Source organism: Piscinibacter defluvii (genome assembly GCF_004011805.1).
Taxonomy (GTDB): domain Bacteria; phylum Pseudomonadota; class Gammaproteobacteria; order Burkholderiales; family Burkholderiaceae_C; genus Piscinibacter; species Piscinibacter defluvii.
Genome location: NZ_RCHJ01000026.1, coordinates 45,236 through 71,483 on the forward strand (window position 1 = coordinate 45,236; position 26,248 = coordinate 71,483).

The following is a 26,248-nucleotide window of genomic DNA, read 5'->3' on the forward strand; positions in this document are numbered from 1 at the left end:
CAAGCCTCAGGTGCGGTTGAGGATGCGGCCCCCGTCGACCAGGATGCACTCGCCCGTGATGAAGCTGGACTCCTCCGACGCGAGGAACAGCGCGAGGTTGGCCACGTCCCAGCCGGTGCCCTGGCGGCCGAGCGGCACCTTGGCATTGCGCTCGGCGTTCACGTCGTCGCGGCTGCGGTTCCACTTGCTCGCGCGCGTGGCCACCGCCATCGGCGTGTCGATCAGGCCGGGCAGGATGGCGTTGACGCGGATGTTGAACTTCGCGTTCTGTAGCGCGAGCTGCTCGGTCAGCGCGTTGACGCCGGCCTTGGTGGCCTTGTAGGCCGCGTACGGATAGAGCCCGACCGCTGCGGCGGACGACACGTTGACGATCGAACCCGAGCGCTGCTCGCGCATGATCTTCAGCGCGTGCTTGCAGGCGAACGCCGTGCCGCGCAGGTTGGTGCGGTAGATGTGGTCGAAGCGCTCTTCGGTGATTTCCATCAGGTCGGCGTCGCCGCCGCCCAGGCTCACGCCGACGTTGTTGTGCAGCACGTCGAGCGACCCCCAGCGCCGGTGCGCTTCCTGGATGGCCGCGATGATGTCGGCCTCCTGCGTGACGTCGGCCTTCACGGCGACCGCCTCGCCGCCGTCGGCGCGGATCAGCGCCGCGGTCTCCTCGGCCGACTCGAGGCCGCGATTGGCCGCCACCACGCGCGCGCCCTCGCGCGCGAAGCGCATCGCCGCGGCGCGGCCGTTGCCCAGCCCTTCGCCGGGGCTCTGGCCGGCGCCGAAGACGACGGCCACCTTGCCCTCGAGGCGGAGCCTGGGCGTCCAGCCGGTCCCACGGTCCTTGGTTGAATCCAATGTCATCTCCTGTGTGTCGTCATGCGGTGAAGCGGATCCCGGAGCCCTGTTCCACCAGGGCCCGGAGGTCGTCGAGCGTCGCCTCGGCGCCGAGCGTGCGGCTGGCCGCGAGCACCTGCGCCGCGGCCTGGTGGGCGAGCAGTGCCGGCGCGCCGGCGCGGCGCGCGAGCTGCGTGCACAGCGCCAACTCGCCCGCGACGGTGGCCAGCGGCGCATCCGACGTGCGGCTGCCCGCGACGAGCACGGGCAGCACCCGCGCGGTGGCGCTGTTGGCGCCCGAGCAGCGGTTCAGCACGGTGGCCATGTCGGCGACGGTGAGGCCGTTCTGCACGCCCATCGCCGCACACTCGTAGCTGATGAGCCGGTTGCAGGCGGCGATGCCCGCGACGATCGCATACATCACCTGCCCGGACCCGAGCTCGCCGCAGGCCAGCACCTGGGCACCGAGCCGTTGGAGCAGCGGCTGCACGTCGGCCACGGCCGCGGCGGCGCCGCCGCAGAAGATCGCGGCCTCGGCCGGAAAGACCGCGAGCTGCTCGCAGTGCAGCGGCGCGTCGACGAAGGCGATGCCCCGCTGCGCGAACTCGGCCGCGAGCCGGCGGGCATGCGCCGGGTCGCCGGGCATCAGGTCGACCACGGTGGCGCCCGGGGACAGCGCCGCGGCGAGGCCGGCGGGCAGGCCGTCACCGGCCAGCAGCACGAGGTTCGTGCGCGCGCCCAGCGCCGCGAGGCTGTCGACCGGCTCGGCGCCCTCGAGCGCATCGAGCGCGACCACGCGGCAGCTGTCGGAGAGGCGGCGCGCCACCAGGGCGGCCACGGGCGTGCGGCCGACGAGGCCGACGGTCTGCAAGGGTGTGTTCGACATGCTGGTTCTCAGGCCTGCGGCGCGGCGAAGCGGGTGGCGGCCATGCCCTCGACCACGCCGATCATCTGCTCGAGCTGCGAGCCCGGGCCCAGCGTGTTCAGACCGATCTGCAGCATGCCCGCGGCCAGGCTGCACAAGGGCATCGTGACGCCGCGCTCGCCCCCCATCGCGACGGCCTGGTTGACGTCCTTGACCTGCAGTGCGAGGCCGAACTTCGTCGACTGCCGGCCCTGCGCGATCGCCGGCAGCATGCCCTGCGTCGTGAAGTTGCGTGCGGTGGTCGCGTTCAGGGCCTCGATCATGGTCTCGAGCGACAGGCCGGACTTGCGGCCCAGCGCCACCAGCTCGAGCGTGGCGAGGCGGCAGCTCGCGTTCATCATGTTGTTGACGGCCTTCATGGTCTGGCCGTTGCCGACCGTCTCGCCGACGTAGAACAGGTTCGGGCTCATGTCCGTCAGCAGCGGACGCACCCGCTCGAAGGCGGCGCGCTCGCCCGACGCGATGATCGACACCGTGCCGGCAACCGCGGTGGCCATCGCGCCGGACACGGGGGCATCGAGCAAGGTCACGCCACGGGCCTGCAGCAGGCGCGCGAACTCGCGTGTCTCGCTCGGCAGGCCGCTGGTCTGGTCGATCACCACGCTGCCGGGCAGCAGGCCTTCGGCCAGGCCGTTCGGGCCGAACAGCGCGTTGCGCACATCGGCGCTGCGCGGCAGGCACAGCAGCACCACCTCGCTGCGGCGTGCCAGGTCGGCGCCGTTCTCGGCCGCGCGCGCACCGCGCTCGACGAAGCTCGCCACCACCGCGGGATTCAGGTCGAGCACCCCGAGCGCGTGCTTGCGCACCAGGTGCGACGCGAGTGCGCCGCCCATCGCGCCCAGACCGACGTATCCGACTCTCATGTGTGCCTTCGGTGCTATCAGGAAAGGAGTTGCCGGCAGAGGTGCGCAGCATTCACCTCGGGGCATTGTTCTGCGCCGGTCGCCGTCGCGTCGAGTCGACTTTTTTGTCCGGACGGTAAGCCGATCTGACTCAACTTAGGGTGGTTAGCGCCGCTGACCGTAAGCGCCAGAAGAAGTGTCTGGACGCTGACCGGGCGGGCCGGCACAGTGGGTGACCGTCGGCGCTGGGCGCGCGGATGCATTCCAACGAAAGGCGAGACATGAAGGGCAGCGAGATCATCGCGCAGTATCTGGTGCAGCAGAACGTGCCCTACGTGTTCGGCATCTGCGGCCACGGCAACGTGGGCATGCTCGATGCGCTGCACGGCGTGCGCGACAAGGTGAAGCTCGTCTCGCCGCGCCACGAGCAGTGCGCCGGCCACATGGCCGATGCCTACTTCCGCGTGCGGCACGCGCCGGTGGCCACGCTCACCTCCACCGGGCCCGGCTCGGCGAACATGGTGATGTCGCTCGCGACGGCGCTGTCCGATTCCTCGGCCTTCCTCGCGATCACCTCGAACGTGCCCACCTCGCAGATGAACCGGGCGCCGTTCCAGGAGCTGTACAAGCACAACCAGGCCGACTTCCCGTCGGTGCTTCGGCCGGTGGTCAAGCGCAGCTTCCAGCCCTCGCGGGTGGACATGCTGCCGCTCGCGCTGCGCCAGGCCTTCGACACCATGGTCACCGGCCGCCCCGGGCCGGTGAACCTCGACGTGCCCTACAACGTCTATCAGGAAGAGGACGCCGCGGCCACCGTGCCGCCGCCCTCGCACGTGCTGGGCGTGCACCGGCCGGCCGCCTCGGCGGCCGACCTCGCGACGATCACCGCGCTGCTGAAGGAGGCGCGCCGGCCCGTGTTCTTCATCGGTCACGGCGTCGCGCTGGCCGAGGCCGGCCCGGCGCTCACGGCGCTGTCGCAGCGCCTGGGCGTGCCGGTGATCACCTCGCCCAACGGCATGGGCTGCGTGCCGGCCGACGACGTGCAGACCCTCGGCTTCATCGGCCGCAACGGCGCCTACCCGGCCAACCAGGCGGGCCGGCATGCCGACCTCGTGCTGACGGTCGGCACCCGCTTCGACGACCGCTCCTCCTCCAGCTGGCATCCAGGCTATTCGTGGAACTTCCCGAAGACCAAGCTGGTGCACGTGGACATCGATCCGCAGGAGCTCGGCCGCAACTACCCGCCCACCGTCGGCGTGGTGGCCGACTGCAAGGTGTTCTGCGAGCAACTGCTCGCCGCAGTCAACGCGGCCGGTGGCTTCGACGGCGCCACCTACGCCGGCTGGCGCGAGCAGGTGGCGCACTGGCAGCAGGAGTGGGAGGCCTTCGTGCGGCCGGCGTTCTCGCAGATCACCACGCCGATCCGGCCCGAGTACGTGGTCGGCACCCTGCAGAACGTGCTGCCGGACGACGTGATCCTCTCGCTCGATTCCGGCGTGCACCACAACTGGTTCATGCAGTTCTGGAAGCCGCGCCGCCCGCAGAGCATGCTCAACAGCTGGGGCTATTCGTCGATGGGCTTCGGTGTCTGCGGCGTGCTCGGCGCGCAGCTCGCCGCGCCGGACCGGCCCTGCGTTGCCGTGGTCGGCGACGGCGGCTTCACGATGACGCCGTACGTGCTGTGCACGGCGGTGGAGTACGGCCTGCCCTGCGTGTGGATCGTCTGGAACAACTTCGCCTGGGGTGCGATACGCGACATCCAGCACGGCATGTTCGGCGGCCGCGAGATCGGCACCGCGTTCTACAAGAGCGCCCAGGGCCCCGGCGGCGAACGCTACAACCCGGACTTCGCCGCCTGGGCGCGCGCCTGTGGCGCCGACGGCGTGACCGTGACGCGCAGCCAGGATCTCGGCGACGCGGTGGCCCAGGCGGTGCGCAACCGCCGCCCCTGCGTGATCGACGTGCACGTCGATGCCGACGTGCGGCCGCCGTCCACCGGCACCTGGCAGTTGCCGCCCACGCCGTTCAAGGAACCGGCGTTCGGCAAGCCGTGGGTCGCATGAGCGTCCAGATACTCCCGCTGCCGGTTCCCGAGCCGAACGCGGACTCGCGCGCCTACTGGGCGGCCGCGGCCGAGCGGCGTCTCGTCGTGCGCCAGTGCCGGGCCTGCGGCCAGCGCCACTTCATGCCGCGCGGGCAGTGCCCGGCCTGCTGGTCCGACGAGCTCGAGTGGATCGAGTGCAGCGGCGCCGGCACCGTCTACAGCCTGAGCGTGGTGCACCGTGCGCCGACGCCGGATTTCGCCGGCATCGCGCCCTACGTGATCGCGCTGGTCGACCTTGCCGAGGGGCCGCGCATGTTCGCCAACCTCGTCGGCCCCGGTGCGCTCGAGGCCGCGATCGGCGACCGGGTGCAGCTGAGCTTCGAGCGCCGCGGCGAGTCGGCGGTGGTTCCGCAGTTCATGCGCGTGCAGCCGTGACACTGAAGAACCAGGTCGCCATCGTCGGCGTCGGCGAGTCGGACATCGGCAAGGTGCCGAACCTCTCCGGCCTTGGCCTGAACGCCCAGGCCTGCCGTCGCGCGCTGGACGACGCCGGCCTGAAGCCGACTGACATCGACGGCCTGCTGACCGCCTACTCCTTCACCGAGCCGTACACCATGCTCGGCGCCTCGCTGTGCGAGTACATGGGCCTGAAGCCGCGGATGTGCGCCTCGATGGTGGCCGGCGGCGCGAGCCCCGGCATCATGCTGCGGCACGCGGCGCAGGCGATTGCCTCGGGCACGGCCGAGACCGTGCTCGTATGCGCCGGCGAGAACCGCGCCACCGGCCTGGGCCGCGAGGCGGCCATCGCGGTGCTGACCAATGTCGGCCACCCGCAGTTCGAGAAGCCCTATGGCGCCTCGATCCCCGGTTTCTACGCGATGGTGGCGCAGCGCCACATGCACGAGCACGGCACCAAGCGCGAGCAGCTCGCGAGCGTCGCGGTCAACACCCGCGCCCACGCGCTGCTGCATCCGCAGGCGCAGATGAAGACGCCGCTGACGATCGAGCAGGTGCTCTCGTCCAAGCGCATCGCCGAGCCGCTGGGCATGCTCGACTGCTGCATCATCTCCGACGCCGCCGGCGCCTTCGTCGTCACGTCGGCGTCGCGGGCGCGTGACCTGAAGCAGCGGCCGGCCTACCTGCTGGGCATCGGCGAGATGCACACGCACGAACACCTGCTGTGCGCGCCGGACCTGACGCACTTCGGCGCCGCCGAATCGGGCCGCGCGGCCTACGCGATGGCCGGGCTCTGCCCGGCCGACGTCGACCTCGCCCAGCTCTACGACTGCTTCACGATCGTGCCGATCCTCGAGCTCGAGGAACTCGGCTTCGTCGCACCCGGAGAAGGCGGCGCGTTCTTCGCCGACGGCCATGCGCACCTCGGCGGCCGGCTGCCGGTCAACACCAACGGCGGGATGCTCTCGCACGCCCACGCCGGCGCGGCCGGCGCGATCCTCGGCATCGTCGAGGTGGTGCGGCAGTTGCGCGGCGGGCTCGGCGCGCGCCAGGTGCAAGGCGCCGAGGTGGGCCTGGTGCACAACGAGGGCGGCATCCTGTCCTCGCACTGCACGCTGCTGCTCGGCAACGCTCCGGGTTGAGGAACACCATGCACACGACCCACGCCCCGCGCGGCCGCTACTTCGAGGACTTCACCGTCGGCGAGGAGCTGCACACCCCGGCGCGCACGGTGACCAGCACCGACATCGTCAACTTCGCCTGCATCTCGGGCGATTTCAACGAGATCCACACCAACTTCGAGTACTGCCGCGGCACGCCGTTCGGCGAGCCGATCGCGCACGGGCCGCTGATCTACGCCATCGCCGGCGGCCTGTGGCACGCCTCGGGGGTCAACGAAGGAACCATCCTCGCGATGCTCGGCGTCGACGAATGGCGGCTCGTCGGGCCGGTCAAGCACGGCGACACGATCCACCTCGTCGCCCGCGTCGCGAGCAAGAAGGAAACCAGCAAGCCGGACCGCGGCGTCGTCGTGTTCGACCGCCGCATCGTCAAGCAGGACGGCAGCGCCGTGCAGACGATGAGGACGACCCTGATGTACCGGCGCCGCCCCGCACCCTGATTCGCAAGAGGACAAGCCCATGGATTTCAGCATCTCCCCCGACATCGAAGCGGTGCGCGACATGGTGTCGCGCTTCATGGCCAACGAGGTCGTCCCCGTGATGGAGGGCTTCGAGAAACGCGGCGAGTTTCCGCGTGAGCTGGTGCGCAAGGCCGGCGAGGCCGGCCTGTACGGCGCGGTGTTCCCGGAGTCCGTCGGCGGCAGCAACATGGGCTACATGGCCGCGGTGGTGATCATCGAGGAGATGTCGCGCCAGGAGGTGCGCTTCACCTCGTGCAACAACCAGCAGGGCGGCACCTGCCCGTCGGCGATCTACCTCGCGGGCACGCCGCAGCAGGTGGACAAGTACGTGCCCAACCTGCTGGCCGGCAAGACCATCGGCATGATGTCGCTCTCCGAGACCGACAGCGGCTCCGACGCGCTGATCGCGATGAAGACCTTCGCGAAGCGCGATGGCGACGTCTACCGCATCAGCGGGCAGAAGATGTGGGCCTCGATCGCCAACGAGACCGACGTCGGCATCCTGATGGCCAAGACCGACCGCGATGCCGGCGCCAAGGGGGTGACGGCCTTCATCGTCGAGCCGAAGAAGTACCCCGGCTTCAAGGCGCAGCCGATCGACATGCTCGGCATGTCGAAGGCCTTCCGCACCAACATCGTCTTTCTGGACGACTTCGTCGTGCCGGTCGAGAATCGACTCGGCGAGGAGGGCGAAGGCGCCAAGATCATCATGCGCGCCCTGCAGCCCGGGCGGCTGAACGTGGCGGCCAAGTGCCTGGGCCTGGCGCAGGCCTGCTTCGAGGAGGCGACGCGCTACGCCAACGAGCGCACGGTGCGCCAGCAGCCGCTGGGCCGCTACCAGATGATCCAGGATTCGATCGCCGAGATGGCCACCGCCATCGAGGCCAGCCGTGGCCTGGTCTACCGCGCCGCCTGGGCGATGGACAACGGCCAGCCGTCCAACCGCATCGCCTCGATCGCCAAGTACCACGCCTCGCAGACCTGCAAGATGTGCGCGGACAAGGCGCAGCAGATCTTCGGCGGCTACGGGCTGGCGCGCGAGTACCGCGTGTCCTGGTACCGCGTCTACGCCGACATGCTCTACAACGGCGAAGGCTCGGCCAACGTGCAGAAGATCATCATTGCCGAGGATGCGCTGGGCTACAAGGCCGCCGACCGTCATCACGGCAGGACCGGCCTGCGCGACATGCGGCAGGCCGACGTGGCCGCGGCGGAGCGCTGAAGCATCATGGCCTTCGAAGACATCGGGGTCGACCTGGACGGGCACGTCGCGATCGTCGAGATGCGGCGCCCGCCGAACAACTTTCTCGACGTGGAACTGCTCGGCAACCTGGCCACGACGCTGGAGGAACTGGACCGCGACCCGCAGTGCCGCGCGGTGGTGCTGGCAGCGCAAGGCAAGCACTTCTGCGCCGGTGGCAACCTGAAGCAGCGGCTCGAGACCGAGGCGCGTGGCGAGAAGTTCGTGCCGGCCAAGCGCCATCCCTACAAGGAAGCGCGCCGGCTCATCGCCACGCGCAAGCCCATCGTCGCCGCGGTGCAGGGCGCGGCGATCGGCGCGGGGCTCGGCCTCGCGGTGTTCCCGGACTTCCGCGTCACCTGCGCGGAGGCGCGCTTCGCGGCCAACTTCACCGCCATCGGCTTCCACCCGGGTTTCGGCCTGACGGTGACCCTGCCGCGCCTGGTCGGCCACCAGAAGGCGCGCTGGCTGATGCTGACCGGCCAGCGCATCGGCGGCGAGGAGGCGTTTGCGATCGGCCTGGCGGACCGGCTGGTCGAGCAAAGCCAGGTGCGCGCGGTGGCCATCGAGATGGCGCGCGAGATCGCCAAGGCGGCGCCGCTGTCGGTGCAGGCCACGCGCGAGACCTTGAACGCCGGGCTGATCGCGGAGTTCCGCGTCGCCACCGAACGCGAGGCCTTCGAGCAGAACTGGCTGCGCGAGACCAACGACTACAAGGAAGGCGTGGAGGCTTCGTCCGCCCGCCGCGACCCGGACTTCACCGGGACCTGAGAAAGCCGAGGACATGAAGCCATCCGAACGAGAACTCACCGAGGTGCGCCTGCTGATCGGCGGGCAATGGCACGACGGCGTCGAGCAGGCCGAGGTGCTGGACAAGTACCGGCTCGTGCCCTGCGCCCGGCTGCACCTCGCCTCGCGCGAGCAGGTGCACGAGGCGGTGGCCGCCGCCCAGGCGGCCTACGAGCAATCCGGCCTGACGCCCTACGAGCGCGGTGCGATCCTGGACCGGGCCGCGGGACTGATCGAGGGCCGCAGCGAGATGCTGGTCGAGGTGATGCGCAGCGAGGCGGGCTTCACGCTCACCGATGCGCAGGGCGAACTCAAGCGCTGCGTGCAGACCTTCCGCCTGTCTGCCGAAGAAGCGCGGCGGCTGACCGGCGAGATGATCCCGCTCGAAGGCGCGCCGCAGCAGGGCGGCCGGCTCGGCTTCACGATCCCCGTGCCGCTGGGCGTGGTGTGCGCGATCACGCCGTTCAATGCGCCGGTCAACACCGTGGCGCACAAGATCGCACCGGCGCTGGCCGCCGGCAACGCGGTGGTGGTCAAGCCCTCGAGCAGCACGCCGTACACCGCCAACCTGCTGGCCCAGGCGCTGCTCGATGCCGGCCTGCCGCCCGGGCTGATCGCCGTGCTGCACGGCGGCGCGGCGGTGGCGCAGGCGCTGATCGACGAGCCGGCGATCCGCTTCTTCGCCTTCACCGGCAGCACCGAGGTGGGCCGCGACATCCAGCGCCGTGCCGGCCTGCGCCGCACGCAGATGGAACTCGGCTCCATCGCCTTCACGGTGCTGTGCGCCGATGCGAACCTCGATGCGGCGATCCCGAAAATCGTCGGCGCCGGCTACCGCAAGGCCGGGCAGGTCTGCACCTCGATCCAGAACCTGCTGGTCGAGCGCAGCCGGCTCGAGGAGGTGCAGGCGCGGCTGGCGGCGGCCGTCCGCGCGCTGCCGTATGGTGACCCGCACGATGCGAAGACCCAGGTCGGCCCGGTGATCAGCGAGGCAGCCGCCCAACGCATCGACGGCTGGATCCAACGTGCCGCCAGCCGCGGCGCGCGCGTGCTGGCCGGTGGCCCGCGCCAGGGGGCGATGATCCCGCCCACCCTGCTCGCGGACGTGCCGCGTGATTGCGACGTAAGCTGCCAGGAGGTGTTCGGTCCGGTGATGTCGATCGAGCCCTTCGACAGCATCGACGAGGCGATCGCACGCGTGAACTCGACGCCGTATGGCCTGGCCACCGGCTTCTTCACCAACCGGCTGGATTTCGCGATGAAGGCCGTGCGCCGCCTGCATGTGGGCGGCGTGCACATCAACGAGACCTCCAGCTCGCGGGTCGACCTGATGCCCTATGGCGGCACCAAGGACTCGGGCTTCGGCCGTGAAGGCCCGCGCTACGCGGTGCACGAGATGAGCGAGATGCGGATGGTGAGTCTGACGGCCTGACACGATGAAGATCCTCGTCCCAGTGAAGCGCGTCGTCGACTACAACGTGAAGGTTCGCGTGAAGTCCGACGGCACCGGCGTGGACATCGCCAACGTGAAGATGTCGATGAACCCCTTCGACGAGATCGCCGTCGAGGAGGCGGTGCGGCTGAAGGAGAAGGGTGCAGCCACCGAGATCATCGCGGTCTCCTGCGGCGTTACCCCCTGCCAGGAGACGCTGCGCACCGCGATGGCGATCGGCGCCGACCGCGCCATCCTGGTCGAGACCACGGAAGAACTGCAGCCCCTGGCCGTGGCCAAGCTGCTCAAGGCCCTGGTCGACAAGGAACAACCCGGCCTCGTCATCCTCGGCAAGCAGGCCATCGACGACGACTGCAACCAGACCGGCCAGATGCTCGCCGCGCTGGCCGACCTGCCGCAGGCCACCTTTGCGTCGAAGGTGGAAGTCGCCGACGGCTGCGCCAAGGTGACGCGCGAAGTCGACGGCGGCCTCGAGACCATCTCCATCAGCCTGCCGGCCATCGTCACCACCGACCTGCGCCTGAACGAACCGCGCTACGTCACCCTGCCCAACATCATGAAGGCCAAGAAGAAGCCGCTCGAGCTGCTCAAGCCGGTCGACTTGGGTGTGGACGTCACGCCGCGCCTGAAGACCCTGAAGGTCAGCGAGCCGCCCAAGCGCGGTGCCGGCGTCAAGGTGCCCGACGCGGCCACGCTGGTCGCGAAGCTCAAGAACGAAGCGAAGGTGATCTGAGATGGCTTCTCTCGTCATTGCCGAACACGACCACGGCACCCTCAAGGGCGCCACCCTGAACACCGTCACCGCCGCAGTGCAACTCGGCGGCGAGGTCCACGTGCTGATCGCCGGCGAGAACGCCGCCGGCGCCGCCCAGGCCGCCAGCCGGATCGCCGGCGTCGCCAAGGTGCTGCATGCCGACGGCGCCAGCCTCGGGGAGCAGCTCGCCGAGAACGTCGCCGCGCAGGTGCTGGCGCTCTTGGGTGATGCGGCCGGGAACTACAGCCACGTCCTCTTCCCGGCCACCGCGCACGGCAAGAACGTCGCCCCGCGCGTGGCCGCGAAGCTGGATGTCGCGCAGATCAGCGAGATCTCCAAGGTCGTGAGCCCCGACACCTTCGAGCGCCCGATCTACGCCGGCAACGCCATCGCCACCGTGCAGAGCCAGGCCGCCGGCGAGGTGATCACCGTGCGGGCCACCGGCTTCGACCCTGCGGCCCCGGGCGGCAGCGCCGCCATCGAGACGATCCCCGCGGTGACCGACAGCGGCAAGAGCAAGTACCTCGGCAGCGAGATCGCCAAGAGCGACCGGCCCGAGCTGACCGCGGCCAAGATCATCGTCTCGGGCGGACGGGCGATGGGCAGCAGCGAGAAGTTCAACGAGGTGCTCACGCCGCTGGCCGACAAGCTCGGTGCCGCGCTGGGCGCCAGCCGCGCCGCGGTGGATGCGGGTTATGCGCCCAACGACTGGCAGGTCGGGCAGACCGGCAAGATCGTCGCGCCGCAGCTGTACGTGGCCTGCGGCATCAGCGGGGCGATCCAGCACCTGGCCGGCATGAAGGACTCCAAGGTGATCGTGGCGATCAACAAGGACCCCGAGGCGCCGATCTTCAGCGTCGCCGACTACGGCCTGGAGGCCGATCTGTTCGAGGCCGTGCCGCAACTGGTTGGCGCACTCTGAGCGCGGCCGCATGCCGATGTCCTACCAGCATCTCGCGACCGAACTGCGTGTCCACCACGGCGACGCTGCGCTCGCGGCGCTGAAGCGCGAGCTCGATCGCGCCGGCTGCCGGCGCGCCCTCGTGGTGAGTGGGCGCACGGTCGGCCGCAGCCCCGAGATGGAGGCGCTACGCGCGGCCCTGGGCGAGGCCTGGGCCGGCCTCTCGATGACGGCGCGCGAGCACAGCCCGGTGTCGGCGGTCGAGGAGACGGTGCGGGCGCTGGACGAACTGAAGGCCGATGCGATCGTCGCCGTCGGCGGCGGCTCGGCCGCCGTCACCGCGCGTGCCGCCGCCATCCTCGCCGGCGAGCGGCGACCGCTCACCGAACTCTGCACCCGGCGCCTGCCGGACGGCCGCTTCGAGAGCCCGCGCCTGGCCGCACCCAAGTTGCCGATCTTCGCGGTGCCGACCACGCCGAGCACCGCCTTCGCCAAGGGCGGGACGGCCGTGCACGGCGATGACGGGCAGCGCCTCGCGCTGTTCGACCCGAAGACCCGCGCCCGGGCGCTGATCATCGATCCGGCCTTCGTCCAGACCGCGCCGGACGAGCTGGTCCGCAGCGCCGCGCTGAACGCGCTCTCCAACGCCGTGGAGGCGCTCGAATCGCCGGGCTGCGACCCGTTCTCCGAAGCCTCGCTGATGCAGGCCCTGCGACTGATCGCGCAGGGGCTCGCGCCTGGCGAGAGCGACGAGGCCGAACGCCGCGAGCGGCTCGTGGTCGCGGCCATCCTGTGCGGTCGCGGCACGGAGCAAGGCGGCACCGGCGTCGCATCGGTGCTCGCCCACGCCATCGGCAAGCGCAGCCACGTGGCCAACGGCCTCGTCGGCGCGATCGTGCTGCCGCACACGATGCGCTTCAATGCCCCCGTGACCCGCTCGCGCGCCGGCGCCGTGCTGGAGGCCCTGGCCGCCGTGCCGGGCGCTCAACCCGGTCAGTCGTCGGACGAACGGGTCGAGGCTCTGCTGCGCGCGCTGCCTGTGCCGCGCTGCCTGCGCGAGATCGGCGTGGGCAGCGGCGACCTGGTGCCGATCGCCGAGGCAGCGATGACGGACTGGTTCATCGGCCGCAACGCCCGCCCGATTGCCGACACCGCCACGCTGCTCGGCCTGCTCGAAGCCGCGTGGTGACCGGGAGCGTCACTTCGACAGCGACTTGATGATGTCGATCATCCGGTCCAGCGACGGATCCTTCTGACCCTTGACCCAGGCGAACACGTAGCTTGTCGTGTAGTTCACGTCGCTCAATGGAATCACCGTGAGCCCCTGCGGGTAGCTGAAGTTCTTGCCGATCACCGCCAGGCCGATGCCCATGCCCACCGAGATCAGGTTCAGCTGCGACGAGATGGTGCTGACCTCCTGCACCACGCGCGGCTCGTAGCCGGCCTTCTTGCACAGAGCGTACAGCGGACCGTAGCCGGGGCTGCTGCTCGAGTTGGGCACGACGACGAAATCCTCGGTGGCCAGGTCGGCGATCGAGAGTGTCTTGCGCCGGGCCAGGGGGTGGTCGTTGGCCATCGCCACGCCAAGGCCACCGGTCTGGATGCGGTACCAGTCGAGCACCGTCTGCTCGTTTCCCTGCACCGCCGCGCCACGACGCGCGTGCGCGAGCGACCGGCCGGGCCCGATGTGCATGAAGCCGGCGTGGATACGCCGTTCGGCCAGCGCCTTGGGCTGGAGCGTCGTCGGCAGTTCGATCAGCACGAGATCCACGTCCGGGTAGGTTTCCCGGTAGGCCTTGACCGCGGCGCGGAACATCGGGTGCAGCAAGGTGAGCGAGCCGTAGCCGATGTTCAGCGAGCCCGTGCGGCCCTCGCCGACCCGCTTGGTCTGCACCAGCGCATCGTTGAGCTGCACCATCACCGCCTGCAGCTGCGGCAGCAGCGAGCGGCCTGCGGCCGTCAGGCGCACGCGGTGCGCGAGGCGCTCGAACAGCAGGGTGCCGATCTCCTCTTCCAGGTCCGCGATGATCTGCGAGACCGCCGGCCGGGTCACGTGCAGCCGGTCCGACGCGCGGCCGAAATGCTCCTCTTCGGCAGCGGCGATGAAGTAGCGCAGGTGGCGGAGTTCCATGGACGCGGCAGTGTACGCCGGGCCCACGGTAAGCCGAAGTTTCCTCTGGCGCCACAAAAGCCAACTCGACTTTTGATGGGCCGCCGCTGAAGATTTGTTCGGCCGGGCGCGCCCGACCACGCCTTCTCACACCATGAAGAACTACGACCATTGGATCGACGGTGCGCCCGTCGCCCCGGCCAGCGGCCGACGGCTCGACTCGATCGATCCGTACCGGGGCACACCCTGGGCGCGCATCGCGCGCGGCGACGCGGCCGATGCGCAGCGTGCGGTGCAAGCCGCCCACGCGGCCATGCACGAGGGGCCGTGGAGCCGCATGACGCCCAGCGAGCGCGGCCGCATCCTGCGCCGCATCGGCGACCTGATGGCCGAGAGCGCGAACGCGAAGCGCCTGGCCGAGATCGAGTCGCGCGACAACGGCAAGATCATCGCCGAGATGGCCGGCCAGCTCGCCTACCTGCCGCAGCACTGGCACTACTTCGCCGGGCTGGCCGACAAGATCGAGGGCGCGGTGCTGCCGGTCGACAAGGCCGACATGCTGGCGCTGACCTACCGCGAGCCGGTCGGCGTGGTGGTGGCGCTGACGGCCTGGAACTCGCCGCTGAACTTCTTCACGATCAAGTGCGCGCCGGCGCTGGCCGCGGGCTGCACGGTGGTGCTCAAGCCCTCGGAGTTCGCCTCGGTCAGCTCGCTCGAGTTCGCCGCGCTCACGAAGGAGGCCGGCCTGCCCGACGGCGTGATCAACGTCGTCACCGGCCTCGGCCCGGAGATCGGCACGCCGCTGGTGGCGCACCCGGACGTCGCCAAGATCACCTTCACCGGCTCGGACGTGACGGGCGCCAAGGTCTACGAGGCCGCGGCGCGCACGATGAAGCGCGTCTCGATGGAGCTCGGCGGCAAGTCGCCCAACATCGTCTTCGAGGACGCCGACCTGGAGCAGGCCTGTGTCGGCGCCGTCGCCGGCATCTTCGGTGCGACCGGGCAGATGTGCACTGCCGGCTCGCGCCTCCTGGTGCAGAACTCGATCAAGGAAGCCTTCACCGAGCGGGTGCTTGCGATGGCGCGCGGGCTGCGGCTCGGTGACCCGCTGCAGCCCGACACCCAGGTCGGCCCGATCGCCACGCCGCCGCAGTACGAGAAGGTGCTGCACTACATCGGCCTGGCCCGCGCCGAGGGCGCGCGCTGCCTGCTCGGCGGCGGGCCGGCCGAAGGCCCCGGGCTGACCGGCGGGATGTTCGTGCAGCCGACCGTGTTCACCGACGTGACGAGCCGCATGCGCATCGCGCAGGAGGAGGTGTTCGGCCCGGTGCTCTCGATCATCGGCTTCGACGACGAGGCCGAGGCCGTGCGCCTGGGCAACGACATCGTCTACGGCCTGGCCGCCGGCGTGTGGACACGCGACCTGGGCCGCGGCGTGCGCATGTCGCGTGCGCTGCGCGCCGGCATGGTGTGGGTCAACACATACCGTGCCTACAGCTTCGTCGTGCCGCTGGGCGGCATGAAGCGATCCGGCCTGGGCCGCGAAGGCGGCATCGAGGCGGTGGACGAGTACCTCGAGACCAAGAGCGTGATGTTCTCGACGGCGGCCGGCGCGCCCGGCAATCCGTTCGTGCAGCGCTGACATTCATCCAGGAAACCAAGGAGACAATCGATGCTCACTCGCCGAAAGGTCCTGGCGACGGCGCCCGCGCTGGCGGCCGCCGCGCTGGGCGGCCCCGCCTTTGCGCAGGGCGCCTACCCGCAGCACGTGATCAAGATCATCGTCGGCAACCAGGCCGGCGGCACCGACGACATCATCAGCCGCTTCGTCGCCGACAGGCTGACGAAGGAATGGGGCCAGGCCGTGATCGTGGACAACCGCGGCGGCGGCTCCACCACCATCGGCGGTGCTGCGGTGGCCAACGCCGCGCCGGACGGCTACACCTTGCTGTGCCTGATCAGCGCGGGCATCAACCAGACCGTGCTGCGCGAGAAGCTGCCCTACAAGCTGAGCAGCTTCGCGCCGGTGGTGGGCGTGGGCGGCTTCCCGGTGGCGCTGGCCGTCTCCGCCAACACCACGCCGAAGATCACCAACCTGCAGGAACTGGCCGCCGCGGCACGCAGCGGCGACGGCGTGACCTTCGCCTCCGGCGGCGTCGGCACCATGGGCCACCTGACCTGCACGCGGCTGCTCAATGCGCTGAACGGCAAGGGCGTGCACGTGACCTACCGCAACAACCCGGAGGGCCTGCAGTCGCTGATCGGCGGCTTCACGCAGATGATGGCGGCCTCGGTCTCGGAGGTGGCGGCCCTGCGCGGCGAGGACAAGCTGCGCGTGCTGGCCGTCGCCGCGCCGGAACGTGCAGTGAGCCTGCCCGACGTGCCGACCTTCAAGGAGCTGGGCCTGCCCGACTTCAACGTCGTGTTGTGGCACGGCTTCGCCGCGCCGGCCGGCACGCCGCCGGAGATCGTCGCCAAGCTGGCCGAGGCCATCACCCGAGCCGTCCGTGACCCGGAATTCGTCGCCAAGATGAAGCCGCTGGCCTACCAGGAGGACATCAAGACCGGCGAGGCCCTCGTGGCCTTCGTCAACGGCGAGGCGGCGCGCTGGAAGAAGGTGATCGTGGACAACAAGATCACCGTCGAATGAGCGCCGAACCGTCCTCCACCCCCGGCCGGCTCGCGGGCCGGCGCGTCGTCGTCACCGGTGCGGCCTCGGGCATCGGCCGTGCGACGGCGCTGCTGTTCGCCCGCGAAGGCGCACGGCTCGCACTGTTCGACCGCGATGCTTCCGGCCTCGCGCACACCGCGCAGCAGACCGGCGGCATCGCGATCGAGGTCGACGTGTCGAACGAGGCCTCGGTGGCCGCAGCGGCGCAGCGTGCGGCCGCGGCACTCGGCGGCATCGACGGCGTGGTGAATGCCGCCGGCATCATGCGCATCGGGCCGATGGAGGCAACGCCGTTGGAGGTCTGGCGCCAGGTGCTCGAGGTCAACCTCACGGGCTGCTGGCTGGTCTCGCGCGGCTGCCTGCCCTGGTTGCGGCAGGCGAGCGGCGCGGCGATCGTCAACATCGCCTCGGCGGCCGGCTTGCTGCCCAATGCCGCGGGCCTGACGGCCTACGCCGCCTCGAAGGGCGGCGTGGTCAACCTGACGCGTGCGATGGCGGCCGAGCTCGCGCCGGCGATCCGTGTCAACACAGTCTGTCCCGGCATGGTCGACACGCCGATGGCCGAAGGCTTCCGCGCCAATGTCGGCAACTACGCGCTCAAGCGCATCGCCGACCCGGACGAGATCGCCCGGGTCATCCTGTTCCTCGTCAGCGCCGACGGCTCGTACGTCACCGGCGCGGCGCTGGCCGCCGACGGTGGCCGGTCCTTCCACTGAAGCCTTCATCCGTGTCCACGCCTGCTGTGCCCTCACCCGTCCGCCCCGCCTTCCTCGGCGGCTCGAAACAGCTCTTCATCGGCGGGCGCTGGGTCGCCGCCGCCGCGGGTGAGGAGTTCGACACCGTCGATCCGGCCAGTGGCCAGGTGATCGCGCGCCTGGCGCGTGGTGCCGCGGCCGACGTGGACCGCGCCGTCGTGGCCGCCCGTGCTGCCTTCGAGGGCCCGTGGAGCCGCTGGACGCCGCTGGAGCGGCAGCGCCTGCTGCTGCGCATCGACGAGCTGATGCTGAAACACGCCGAGGAGCTCGCCTCGATCGAGACCACGGACATGGGCGCGCCGATCACACGCACGCGCAACACCGTCAAGTGGATCTCGCAGGCGATCCGCTTCTTCGCCTCCTGCACCGGCGCGGCGACAACGACCACCGCGAGCAACTCGCTGCCCGGGAACGTGATGACGCTGAACCACAAGGCGCCGCTCGGCGTGGTGGGCGGCATCATTCCCTGGAACGGGCCGATGGGCGGGCAATGGTGGACGATCGGTCCCGCGCTCGCCACCGGCTGCACCTGCGTGATCAAGCCGGCGGAAGACGCCTCGCTCTCGATCTTGCGCTTCGCGGACATCCTCGCCGAGGCCGGCGTGCCCGACGGTGTGGTCAACATCGTCACCGGCTACGGCAGCGAGGCCGGCGCGGCGCTGGCGGCCCACCCCGGCGTCGACAAGATCTCCTTCACCGGCTCCACCGAGACCGGCCGCCGCATCGTGCAGGCCTCGGCCGGCAACCTGAAGCGCCTGCAGCTCGAGCTCGGCGGCAAGTCGCCCGACATCGTGTTCGCGGATGCCGACCTCGATGCGGCGGTGCCCGGCGCGGCGATGGGCGTGTTCGCCAACAGCGGGCAGATCTGCTACTCCGGCACGCGCCTGTTCGTGCAGCGCTCGGTGCAGGAAGAGTTCGTCGAGCGGCTGCAGCGCTTCAGCGCCGGCCTCAAGGTGGGCAAGGGGCTCGATCCCGGCGTGGACCTTGGGCCGCTGATCTCCTCGCGCCAGCTCGACCGGGTGATGCACTACGTCAAGCTCGGCGGCGAGCAGGGCGCCCGGCTCGCGGCCGGTGGGCGGCGCCTGGGCGGAGAACTGGCCGGAGGGTATTTCGTCGAGCCCACCGTCTTCGCGGGCGTGGACCAGGGCATGACGATCGCGCGCGAGGAGATCTTCGGCCCGGTGATCTCGGTGATCCCGTTCGACACCGTCGACGAGGTGCTGAAGATGGCCAACGACACCGAGTACGGCCTCGGTGGCGGCGTGTGGACACGCAATCTCGCCACCGCGCACCAAGTGTCGCAGGGCATTCGCGCCGGCGTGGTGTGGGTCAACTGCTACGGCGCGGTCGATCCTGCGGTGGGCTTCGGCGGCTGCAAGATGAGCGGCTACGGCTGGAAGGGTGGCCTCGAACACGTCGAGAGTTTCCTGTACCGCAAGGCCGTCTACATGAACATCGCCGGCTGAGCGCCATGCAGGGACTCGTGTTCCTCGGCGACCGGCGGCTCGCCTTCGTCGACGTGCCGGACCCGGTGCCCGGGCCCGGAGAGGTGGTCGTGCAGATCAAGGCCTCGGGCCTGTGCGGCAGTGACCTGCACCCCTACCGCGCGCCGCACGACCCCACGCTGCCGCTCGAGCGGCGCGTGATCGGCGGGCACGAGCCGGCCGGCATCGTCGCCGCCGTGGGGCCGGACGTGCCGGCGCGGGTGGCCCGCGTGGGTGACCGGGTGATGGTGCACCACTACCACGGCTGCACGGTGTGCCGCCATTGCCGCGGCGGCTGGCCGCAGTTGTGCCGGCCGGCCGATCGCATCGTCTACTCGGGCAACGCGCACGGTGCGCACGCGCCCTCCATGCGCGTGCCGGCGTCCACACTGCTGCCGCTGCACGACGGCCTGAGCTTCGAGGCGGGTGCGGCCATCGCCTGCGGCACCGGCACGGCCTGGGGCGCGCTCGAGCGGCTCCAACTGCGCGGCAACGAGACCCTCGCGGTGTTCGGCCAGGGGCCGGTGGGCCTTTCGGCCACCTTGCTCGCCGCGGCCCAGGGCGCCCGCGTGGTCGCGATCGACATCGATGACGAGCGGCTTTCGCGTGCCAACGAGTTCGGCGCCTGGGCGACGATCAACCCGCGCCGTGTCGACCCCGCGCAGGCACTGTGCGAGCTGACCCGCGGCGAAGGCGTCGAGGCGCTGCTCGAGACCTCGGGCTCGTCGGCCGCGGCGGCGTCGGCGCTCGGCGCAGTGGCGGTGTGGGGCCGCGTCTGCATGGTCGGCATCGGCGCGACCCTGAGCCTCGAGATGCGCGCGCTGCTCGATCGGCAGGTGACGGTGATGACCTCCTACACGATGTCGACGATCGGGCAGCAGCGCTGCGCGGAGTTCGCCGTCGAACGCGGGCTCGACCTGGATCGCCTGTTCACCCACCGCTGGCGCCTGGACCAGGCCGACGAGGCATACCGGGTCTTCGACAGCCAGGCCACCGGCAAGGCCGCGTTCCTCTTCTGAACTCCTCAGCAGCGGCCGACTGCCGTTAGCGCAACTTACCGACCCAGGCACAAAAGGCGACTCGACGCCCGCGCCACCCCTCCGGAGAATCGATCCCATGAGCAGCAGCCCTTCCGCGCCCTCGCCGCTGGCCGGCATCACGGTCGTCGAACTCTCGCATCTGATCGCGGGACCGTACTGTTGCCAGATGCTGGCCGATGAAGGGGCCACCGTCATCAAGGTCGAGCCGCCCGGCGGCGAGCTCACGCGCCACCGCGAGCCCGCACGGCACACGCCCGAAGGCGACGTCACGGCCTACTACGCCTCGCTGAACCGGGGCAAGCACAGCATCGTGCTCGACCTGAAAAACGCCGAAGGCGCCGGCGTGATGACGAAGCTGCTCGAGACGGCCGACGTGTTCGTCACCAACATGCGTGCCGCGGCGCTGGTGCGGCTCGGCCTGCACCCGAAGGCGCTGCACGAGCGCTACCCGCGGCTGGTCGTGGTCTCGATCTCCGGCTTCGGCATCGACGACGCGGGCGAGTACGCCGACCGGGCGGGCCTCGCGATCGTCGCCGAGGCCATGTCCGGCGCCACCGGCCTGACGCGCGACCATTCCGGCAACCCGGTGTGGTGCGGCTTCGCGCTCGGCGACATCACCGCGGCGGTGTCGGCGCATGCCGCCATCCTGCTCGCGCTGCGCAACCAGGAGCGCCACGGCCAGGGCAAGCTGCTCGACCTGGGCCTCGTCGAATGCATGCTGCCGATGGTCTCGGTGGCGATGGGACGCGTGCAGGTCGAGGACCGGGCCCGGTCGGACTTCACCGGCTCGAACAGCTTCCACGGCATTCCGTACGGCGCGTTTCCCGCGGCCGACGGCGCGGTCAACCTGGGCTGCAACCGCGACGACTTCTGGCGCCGCCTGTGCGGCGCGATGGGCACGCCGGAGCTCGGCACCGACCCGCGCTACGCCACCTACGCGGAACGCTCCAAGCGCCAGCGCGAGGTGCACGAGATCACCGAGGCCTTCACGCGGGCCCATACCCGCGCGGAGATCGTCGACCGGCTGGTCGAGGCCGACGTGCCGGTGGCCTCGATCCTGAGCATGCAGGAAGTCGTCGCCAACGCCTACCTGCACGAACGCGGCGCGCTCTGGCAGGTGGACGACGGCCTCGGCGGCAGCTTCACCTTGCCGGCCAACACCGCCTGGATGGAGCCGCCGCCGCATGCGCTGCGCGTGCCGCGCCTCGGTGAGCACCGCGACACGCTGCTGCGCGAGCATCTGGCGCTGTCGCCCGGGCAGGTCGAGCGCCTCGTGACCGCCGGCGCCTTCGGGTCGCCGAAACCCGTGGCCGCGAAGCCGAGCGCGCACCAAAGCGACGTCTCCACGGTGCTCGACTGAGCGCGGCAATGCATCCGGTCAACGCGGCCTTCGCCGTCAACACCTACTCGTACACCCTGCGCGGCTCCGCACGGGCCGCCGTGCAGGCGCTGGCCGGGCGCGGCTTCCGCGAGTTCGAGCTGATGATGTACCCGGGCCACCTGTGGCCGGACGAGGTCGATGCGGCGCAGCGGCGCGACTGGCGTGCCTGGGCCGAGGGCGAGGGCCTGACGATCCGCACGCTCAACATGCCGAACGTGGACCTGAACATCGCGGCTGCCACCGCCGAGATGCGGGCGATGACGCTCGGGCTGCTGCGCCGGTTCGTCGTGCTGGCCGGCGACATCGGCGCGCAGGGCGTCGTGCTCGGGCCGGGCAAGGCCAACCCGCTGCTGCCGATGCCGCACGAGCAGATGGTGGCGCACTTCCACGCCGCGCTCGACGAGCTCGTGCCGTTGGCCGCGCGCCACGGCACGGCGATCTTCGTCGAGAACATGCCGTTTGCCTTCCTGCCGCGCGCGGCCGAGCTGCTCGAGGCGGTGGAGGCCAGCGCTCACCCGGACCTCGGCATCGTCTACGACGTGGCCAACGGCCACTTTGTGCACGAAGATCCCGCCGCGGGCTTGCGGCGTTGCGCCGGCCGGCTGCAGGTGGTGCACCTGTCGGACACCACGCAGGCGAGCTTTCGGCACGATGCGGTCGGGCTCGGCACGGTGGACTTCACCGCGATTCCCGGAGTGCTGCAATCGATCGGCTTCAAGCGCCGGCCGGTGCTCGAAATCATCGACCCCGACCCCGACCGGGCCATCGACCAAAGTGCCCGCCGGCTCGAAGCCGCGGGCTGGACCTGACTCCTGTTCATCCTCCGACTCTCATGAACCACTTCGGCAAGAGCTTCATCGGCGGCCGCTGGGTCGAACCCCGCGGCAGCCAGGTCTTCGAACTCGTCAACCCGGCGACCGAGCAGCCGATCACGAGCTTGCGCGCCGGCAGCGTCGAGGACGTCGATGCCGCTGTGAAGGCGGCGCGCGCCGCCTTCCCGGCCTTTGCCGACACGCCGGTGGCGCAGCGGCTCGCGCTGCTCGAGCGCATCGTCGAGTGCTTCCAGGCGCGCGAGGCGGAGGTGCTGGCCGCCATCACGCGCGAGATGGGTGCGCCGTGCAGCAACAAGGGCATGACCGGCGCGGCGATCGACGGCTTCAAGGCAGCCCACGCCACCCTGCGCGACTACCGCTTCGAGCACGTGCTCGGGCCCAACCTCGTGCGGCGCGAGGCCATCGGCGTCTGCGGCCTGATCACCGCCTGGAACTGGCCGGCCCAGCTGCTTGCCACCAAGGCCGCCTACGCGCTGGCGGCCGGCTGCACGATGGTGCTCAAGCCGAGCGAGTTCACGCCGATGACGGCGCATCTCGTGACCGAGATCCTCGATGAAGCCGGCGTGCCGCCCGGCGTGTTCAACCTGGTCCATGGCGACGGGCCGACCGTCGGCAACGCGATCTGCCGGCACCCCGAAGTCGACTGCATCTCCTTCACCGGTTCGACGCGGGCCGGCGTGCAGATCGGCGAGGCGGCGGCGGCGACGATCAAGCGCGTCGCGCTGGAGCTCGGCGGCAAGTCCGCCAACATCGTGCTGCCCGATGCCGACCTGGCGCTGGCGGCCGAGTGGAACGTCACGCGCGCCTTCAGCAATACCGGCCAGTCCTGCCACGCGCCGACGCGCATGCTGGTGCACGAGTCGCAGGTCGACGAGGTGCTGCGGCTGATCTCGGCCGCCGTGAGCAGGGTCCGCGTGGGCGATCCGCTGGATCCGGCCACGACGATGGGGCCGCTGGTGAACCAGGCGCAGTTCGAACGCGTGCAGCGTTACATCCGTATCGGCCTCGACGAAGGTGCGCGCCTGGTCTGCGGCGGCCTCGGTCGGCCGGAGGGCCTGGCGACGGGCTACTATGTTCGGCCGACCGTGTTTGCCGATGTCACGCCGGCGATGACCATCGCGCAGGAAGAGATCTTCGGCCCCGTGATCGCCGTGCTCGCCTACCGCACCGAGGACGAAGCGCTGGCGATCGCCAACGGCACGCCCTATGGCCTGGGCGGCTACGTATTCACGCGCGATGCGGCGCGCGGCACGGCCGTCGGCCGGCGCCTGCGCGCCGGCCGGGTCTTCCTGAACGGCGTGCCGAGCAACCCGATGGCACCGATGGGCGGCTACAAGCGCTCCGGCAACGGCCGCGAGATGGGCCCGTTCGGCCTCGAGGAGTACCTCGAGGTCAAGGCGATGATCGGCTTCCCGCTGCCGACCGACGCCGGCTGAGCGGACCATTGCCATGAGGGAGCACCGGGCGCGCCAGGTCGCGGACGGCTACTGGCTCCTGGAGGCTCCGCGCTGGCACGCGGGGCAGCTGTCGGTCTGCGACGTGTTGGAGCGTCGGCGGCACGTGCTCTGCGACGACGGCGGTTCGATGCGCTGCATCGACAGCGTCGACGCCGCGGAGCCGTACCCCGCCGACGATGCCGTGCTGCTGCACGGTGGCCGCACGTTGGTGGTGGCCGAGATGTGGTCGCACCGCGTCACGGCGTTCGAACGTACACCGGATGGTCGGCTCACCCGGCCGCGCTGCTTTGCCCGGCTGCCCGGCCGGGAGCCGGGCGGCCTCTGTGCCGATGCCGAGGGTGGCGTCTGGGTGGCCTGCTTCAACACCGGCGAGGTGCTGCGCGTCGTCGACGGCGGACGCATCACCGACCGCATCGCCTGCGCCCGCCACGCCATTGCCTGCACGCTGGGCGGCGACAACGGACGCACGCTCTTCTGTACCGCCTACACCGGCAGCGTCGACGACATGGACGCGGGCCGGCGCCTGGCGGTGATCTATGCCGCCGTGGTGCCGGTGCCCGGTGCGGCCCGCCGGCGCACCGCCGTTTCGATCGATTGACCGCGCAAGGGCGCGAAGAGGAGACGCAGATGACCGAGGTTCAGGGAAGCCGGCGCTACGCCGGCAAGGTGGCATTCGTCACGGGTGCCGGCAGCGGCATCGGCCGCTCGACGGCGCTCGCGTTCGCACGCGAGGGCGCGAGCGTGGTGGCAGCCGACATCGCCGAAGCCGGCCTGCAGGACACGGCGCGGCGCATCGAGGCGCTCGGCGGCCGCGTGCTGCCGGTGCGCTGCGACGTGACCCGTGGCGAGGACGTGGGCGCGGCGCTGGAGAGCGCCTGGTCCGCCTTCGGCCGGCTCGACGCGGCCTTCAACAACGCCGGCTCCGAGCAGCCGGTGACGCTGCTGGCCGAACTCTCCGAAGACGAATGGGACCGCGTGATCCGGGTCAACCTGCGCAGCGTGTTCCTGTGCATGAAGCACCAGATCCCGCTGATGCTCAAGAGCGGCGGCGGCGCGATCGTCAACACCTCGTCGGGCGCCGGCGTGATGGCCATTCGCGGGCAGTCCGCCTACTGTGCGGCGAAGTTCGGGGTCACCGCGATCAGCAAGGTCGCCGCGCTCGAGAACGCGCACTCGAACATCCGCGTCAATGCGCTGTGCCCCGGGATCATCGACACCGAGATGATCGAGCGCTTCACGCAGGGAACGGCCGAAGGCCGGGCGCGCGTGATCGCACAGGAGCCGATCGGCCGCATGGGCCGGCCGGAGGAGGTGGCGGCCACCGTGCTGTGGCTGTGCAGTGCCGAGGCGGGCTTCGTCACCGGGCACGCGATGGTGGTCGACGGGGGGCAGACGGCAGGGATCTGAGCGTAGCTCCGGCTTACCGTGGACCCCAGAAAAGTCGACTCGACCTGACCAGGCCGCGGGACAAATAATGAACTCGACACTGCAGGAACAGGCAGGCACACGGAGACAGACGAGGACCGGTCGCCCCGGCGAACGCAGGTCCCTGCCGGTACCGCCCAGCCCCGCGTGAACGAAGACGGCCCCTCCGGCGGGTTGGCGACCGGAGCCGGGCCTTCGACAGCCAACGGTTCACATATCCAGAGAGCAGGAGACATCGATGAAGACCCTCACGAGCAAGCTCGGCCTGGCGCTCGGCGCCACGGCGCTGGTCTGCGCTGCCGGCGCCGCCGCGGCCAAGGACATCACCCTGGCCTACATCGCCAACAGCATGCAGTACCCCTACGACGCCGCGCTCGGCAAGGGGTTCCAGGAGGAATGCCAGAAGCTCGGCTGCAAGGCCATCGTGATCGACGGGCGGGCCAACGTCGAACGGCAGGGCAATGCCATCGACGACCTGATCGCCCAGAAGGTCGACGGCATCGCGATGATCGCGACCGACGCCGTGGTGGCCGTCAACTGGGTCGACCGCCTGGCCGACGTCAAGATCCCGTTCGTCGCCGCAGCGGCAGTGATCGGCGACCCCGACAAGATCCGCCAGGTCAACCCGAAGCTGACCGCCCTGGTCGTCACCGACGACGTGATGGCCGGCCAGCGCGCCGGTGAACTCGCCGCCAAGCTGCTGCCCAAGGGCAAGGTGGCGAAGATCGGCATCGTCGAGGGTGCGCCCGGATTCGCGGTCGTGCGCCAGCGCACCGAAGGCTTCCGCAAGGCGCTCGACGCGGCGGGCGTCAAGTACGAGATCGTCGCCTCGCAGCCGACCGACTGGACACCTGCCAAGGGCGAAGCCGTGTGCCAGAACGTCATGACGGCCAACCCGGCGCTGGACATGTTCTTCAGCCACGCCGACGACATGGCGCTGGGCTGCGCGCGTGCCATCAAGGCCGCCAACTCGAAGGTCAAGCTGGTGTCCACCGGCGGGGGCTCCAAGCTCGGCAACGATGCGATCAGGAACGGCGAGTTCGACGGCTCGGTCTGCACCAAGCCCGGCACGCTCGGCCGCCTGTCGGCCCGCGCGTTGTTCGAGGCCGCCACCGGCAAGAACACCAAGAAGGGCCAGTTCGTCACCTACGACACGCCGGCCATCACCAAGGCCAACCTCGCCGAGTGCCCACCCGAGTGGTGATCTGCAGCGCCGGGAGT

Annotated in this window: 25 protein-coding genes; 21 read left to right on the forward strand and 4 right to left on the reverse strand. The window is 70.5% G+C overall.

Features of this window, described 5'->3' with window-relative positions:
- Positions 1-6: 6 nt before the first annotated feature.
- The 3 genes from D9C15_RS28755 to D9C15_RS28765 all read right to left on the reverse strand — a co-directional run bounded on the left by D9C15_RS28755 (position 7) and on the right by D9C15_RS28765 (position 2,613).
- On the reverse strand, positions 7-786 hold the full coding sequence (locus D9C15_RS28755) for an SDR family NAD(P)-dependent oxidoreductase (protein ID WP_240668635.1): 780 nt from the start codon (positions 784-786) through the stop codon (positions 7-9).
- Between the two features lie 79 nt (positions 787-865).
- The gene (locus D9C15_RS28760) at positions 866-1,711 is read right to left on the reverse strand and encodes an NAD(P)-binding domain-containing protein (protein WP_128002663.1); all 846 of its coding nucleotides are present in this window, start codon (positions 1,709-1,711) and stop codon (positions 866-868) included.
- A gap of 8 nt (positions 1,712-1,719) precedes the next feature.
- Complete coding sequence (locus D9C15_RS28765; protein ID WP_128002665.1) at positions 1,720-2,613, reverse strand: NAD(P)-dependent oxidoreductase; 894 nt, start codon at positions 2,611-2,613, stop codon at positions 1,720-1,722.
- A 260-nt stretch (positions 2,614-2,873) separates the two neighbouring features.
- On the opposite strand from D9C15_RS28765, the gene D9C15_RS28770 reads away from it, so the two are divergent.
- Genes D9C15_RS28770 through D9C15_RS28815 form a run of 10 tightly spaced genes read left to right on the forward strand, consistent with a single transcriptional unit; the run spans position 2,874 to position 13,060 of the window.
- Positions 2,874-4,655, forward strand: coding sequence for a thiamine pyrophosphate-binding protein (locus D9C15_RS28770; protein ID WP_128002667.1), 1,782 nt, complete (start codon positions 2,874-2,876; stop codon positions 4,653-4,655).
- Entirely contained in the window at positions 4,652-5,071 is a 420-nt protein-coding gene (locus D9C15_RS28775; RefSeq protein WP_128002669.1) for a Zn-ribbon domain-containing OB-fold protein, read from the forward strand. Before D9C15_RS28770 ends, D9C15_RS28775 begins: the two co-directional genes overlap by 4 nt.
- 2 nt (positions 5,072-5,073) lie before the next feature.
- Positions 5,074-6,234 (forward strand): thiolase C-terminal domain-containing protein, encoded by a 1,161-nt coding sequence (locus D9C15_RS28780; RefSeq protein WP_375138828.1) that lies wholly within the window; start codon positions 5,074-5,076, stop codon positions 6,232-6,234.
- A gap of 8 nt (positions 6,235-6,242) precedes the next feature.
- Positions 6,243-6,713 carry a MaoC/PaaZ C-terminal domain-containing protein gene (locus D9C15_RS28785; RefSeq protein WP_128002673.1) on the forward strand — a complete coding sequence of 157 codons (471 nt, stop codon included), beginning with the start codon at positions 6,243-6,245 and terminating at the stop codon, positions 6,711-6,713.
- Positions 6,714-6,732: 19 nt separating this feature from the next.
- Positions 6,733-7,956: an acyl-CoA dehydrogenase family protein gene (locus tag D9C15_RS28790; RefSeq protein ID WP_128002675.1), complete on the forward strand. Its 1,224-nt coding sequence runs from the start codon at positions 6,733-6,735 to the stop codon at positions 7,954-7,956.
- 6 nt (positions 7,957-7,962) lie between these two features.
- Positions 7,963-8,745, forward strand: a complete 783-nt coding sequence (locus D9C15_RS28795) for an enoyl-CoA hydratase/isomerase family protein (protein ID WP_205854937.1) — start codon at positions 7,963-7,965, stop codon at positions 8,743-8,745.
- A gap of 13 nt (positions 8,746-8,758) precedes the next feature.
- Positions 8,759-10,195 (forward strand): aldehyde dehydrogenase family protein, encoded by a 1,437-nt coding sequence (locus tag D9C15_RS28800; RefSeq protein WP_128002679.1) that lies wholly within the window; start codon positions 8,759-8,761, stop codon positions 10,193-10,195.
- 4 nt (positions 10,196-10,199) lie between these two features.
- Entirely contained in the window at positions 10,200-10,949 is a 750-nt protein-coding gene (locus D9C15_RS28805) for an electron transfer flavoprotein subunit beta/FixA family protein (RefSeq protein WP_128002681.1), read from the forward strand.
- A 1-nt stretch (position 10,950) separates the two neighbouring features.
- Positions 10,951-11,892 (forward strand): electron transfer flavoprotein subunit alpha/FixB family protein, encoded by a 942-nt coding sequence (locus tag D9C15_RS28810; RefSeq protein ID WP_128002684.1) that lies wholly within the window; start codon positions 10,951-10,953, stop codon positions 11,890-11,892.
- A 10-nt stretch (positions 11,893-11,902) separates the two neighbouring features.
- Positions 11,903-13,060: an iron-containing alcohol dehydrogenase family protein gene (locus tag D9C15_RS28815; RefSeq protein ID WP_128002686.1), complete on the forward strand. Its 1,158-nt coding sequence runs from the start codon at positions 11,903-11,905 to the stop codon at positions 13,058-13,060.
- Between the two features lie 9 nt (positions 13,061-13,069).
- On the opposite strand, the gene D9C15_RS28820 is transcribed toward D9C15_RS28815, so the two are convergent.
- A complete protein-coding gene (locus tag D9C15_RS28820; protein WP_128002688.1) occupies positions 13,070-14,002 on the reverse strand; it encodes a LysR substrate-binding domain-containing protein in 933 nt (310 codons plus the stop codon).
- 133 nt (positions 14,003-14,135) lie between these two features.
- Between D9C15_RS28820 and D9C15_RS28825 the strand changes: the two genes are divergently transcribed.
- The 11 genes from D9C15_RS28825 (at position 14,136) to D9C15_RS28875 (ending at position 26,231) form a co-directional block, all read left to right on the forward strand.
- On the forward strand, positions 14,136-15,623 hold the full coding sequence (locus D9C15_RS28825) for an aldehyde dehydrogenase (protein WP_128002690.1): 1,488 nt from the start codon (positions 14,136-14,138) through the stop codon (positions 15,621-15,623).
- A 30-nt stretch (positions 15,624-15,653) separates the two neighbouring features.
- Positions 15,654-16,631 carry a tripartite tricarboxylate transporter substrate binding protein gene (locus D9C15_RS28830; protein ID WP_128002692.1) on the forward strand — a complete coding sequence of 326 codons (978 nt, stop codon included), beginning with the start codon at positions 15,654-15,656 and terminating at the stop codon, positions 16,629-16,631.
- Positions 16,628-17,368: an SDR family NAD(P)-dependent oxidoreductase gene (locus tag D9C15_RS28835; protein WP_128002694.1), complete on the forward strand. Its 741-nt coding sequence runs from the start codon at positions 16,628-16,630 to the stop codon at positions 17,366-17,368. Before D9C15_RS28830 ends, D9C15_RS28835 begins: the two co-directional genes overlap by 4 nt.
- Positions 17,369-17,379: 11 nt before the next feature.
- A complete protein-coding gene (locus tag D9C15_RS28840; RefSeq protein WP_240668636.1) occupies positions 17,380-18,873 on the forward strand; it encodes an aldehyde dehydrogenase family protein in 1,494 nt (497 codons plus the stop codon).
- Positions 18,874-18,878: 5 nt separating this feature from the next.
- The gene (locus D9C15_RS28845; RefSeq protein ID WP_128002696.1) at positions 18,879-19,910 is read left to right on the forward strand and encodes a zinc-binding dehydrogenase; all 1,032 of its coding nucleotides are present in this window, start codon (positions 18,879-18,881) and stop codon (positions 19,908-19,910) included.
- 97 nt (positions 19,911-20,007) lie between these two features.
- Complete coding sequence (locus D9C15_RS28850) at positions 20,008-21,291, forward strand: CaiB/BaiF CoA transferase family protein (RefSeq protein ID WP_128002698.1); 1,284 nt, start codon at positions 20,008-20,010, stop codon at positions 21,289-21,291.
- An 8-nt stretch (positions 21,292-21,299) separates the two neighbouring features.
- Complete coding sequence (locus tag D9C15_RS28855; RefSeq protein WP_128002700.1) at positions 21,300-22,121, forward strand: sugar phosphate isomerase/epimerase family protein; 822 nt, start codon at positions 21,300-21,302, stop codon at positions 22,119-22,121.
- A 23-nt stretch (positions 22,122-22,144) separates the two neighbouring features.
- Positions 22,145-23,581 carry an aldehyde dehydrogenase family protein gene (locus D9C15_RS28860; protein ID WP_128002702.1) on the forward strand — a complete coding sequence of 479 codons (1,437 nt, stop codon included), beginning with the start codon at positions 22,145-22,147 and terminating at the stop codon, positions 23,579-23,581.
- 13 nt (positions 23,582-23,594) lie between these two features.
- Complete coding sequence (locus tag D9C15_RS28865) at positions 23,595-24,200, forward strand: SMP-30/gluconolactonase/LRE family protein (protein ID WP_128002705.1); 606 nt, start codon at positions 23,595-23,597, stop codon at positions 24,198-24,200.
- A 29-nt stretch (positions 24,201-24,229) separates the two neighbouring features.
- Positions 24,230-25,009: a glucose 1-dehydrogenase gene (locus tag D9C15_RS28870; RefSeq protein WP_128002707.1), complete on the forward strand. Its 780-nt coding sequence runs from the start codon at positions 24,230-24,232 to the stop codon at positions 25,007-25,009.
- A gap of 256 nt (positions 25,010-25,265) precedes the next feature.
- Positions 25,266-26,231 (forward strand): sugar ABC transporter substrate-binding protein, encoded by a 966-nt coding sequence (locus D9C15_RS28875; RefSeq protein ID WP_128002709.1) that lies wholly within the window; start codon positions 25,266-25,268, stop codon positions 26,229-26,231.
- Positions 26,232-26,248 lie beyond the last annotated feature (17 nt).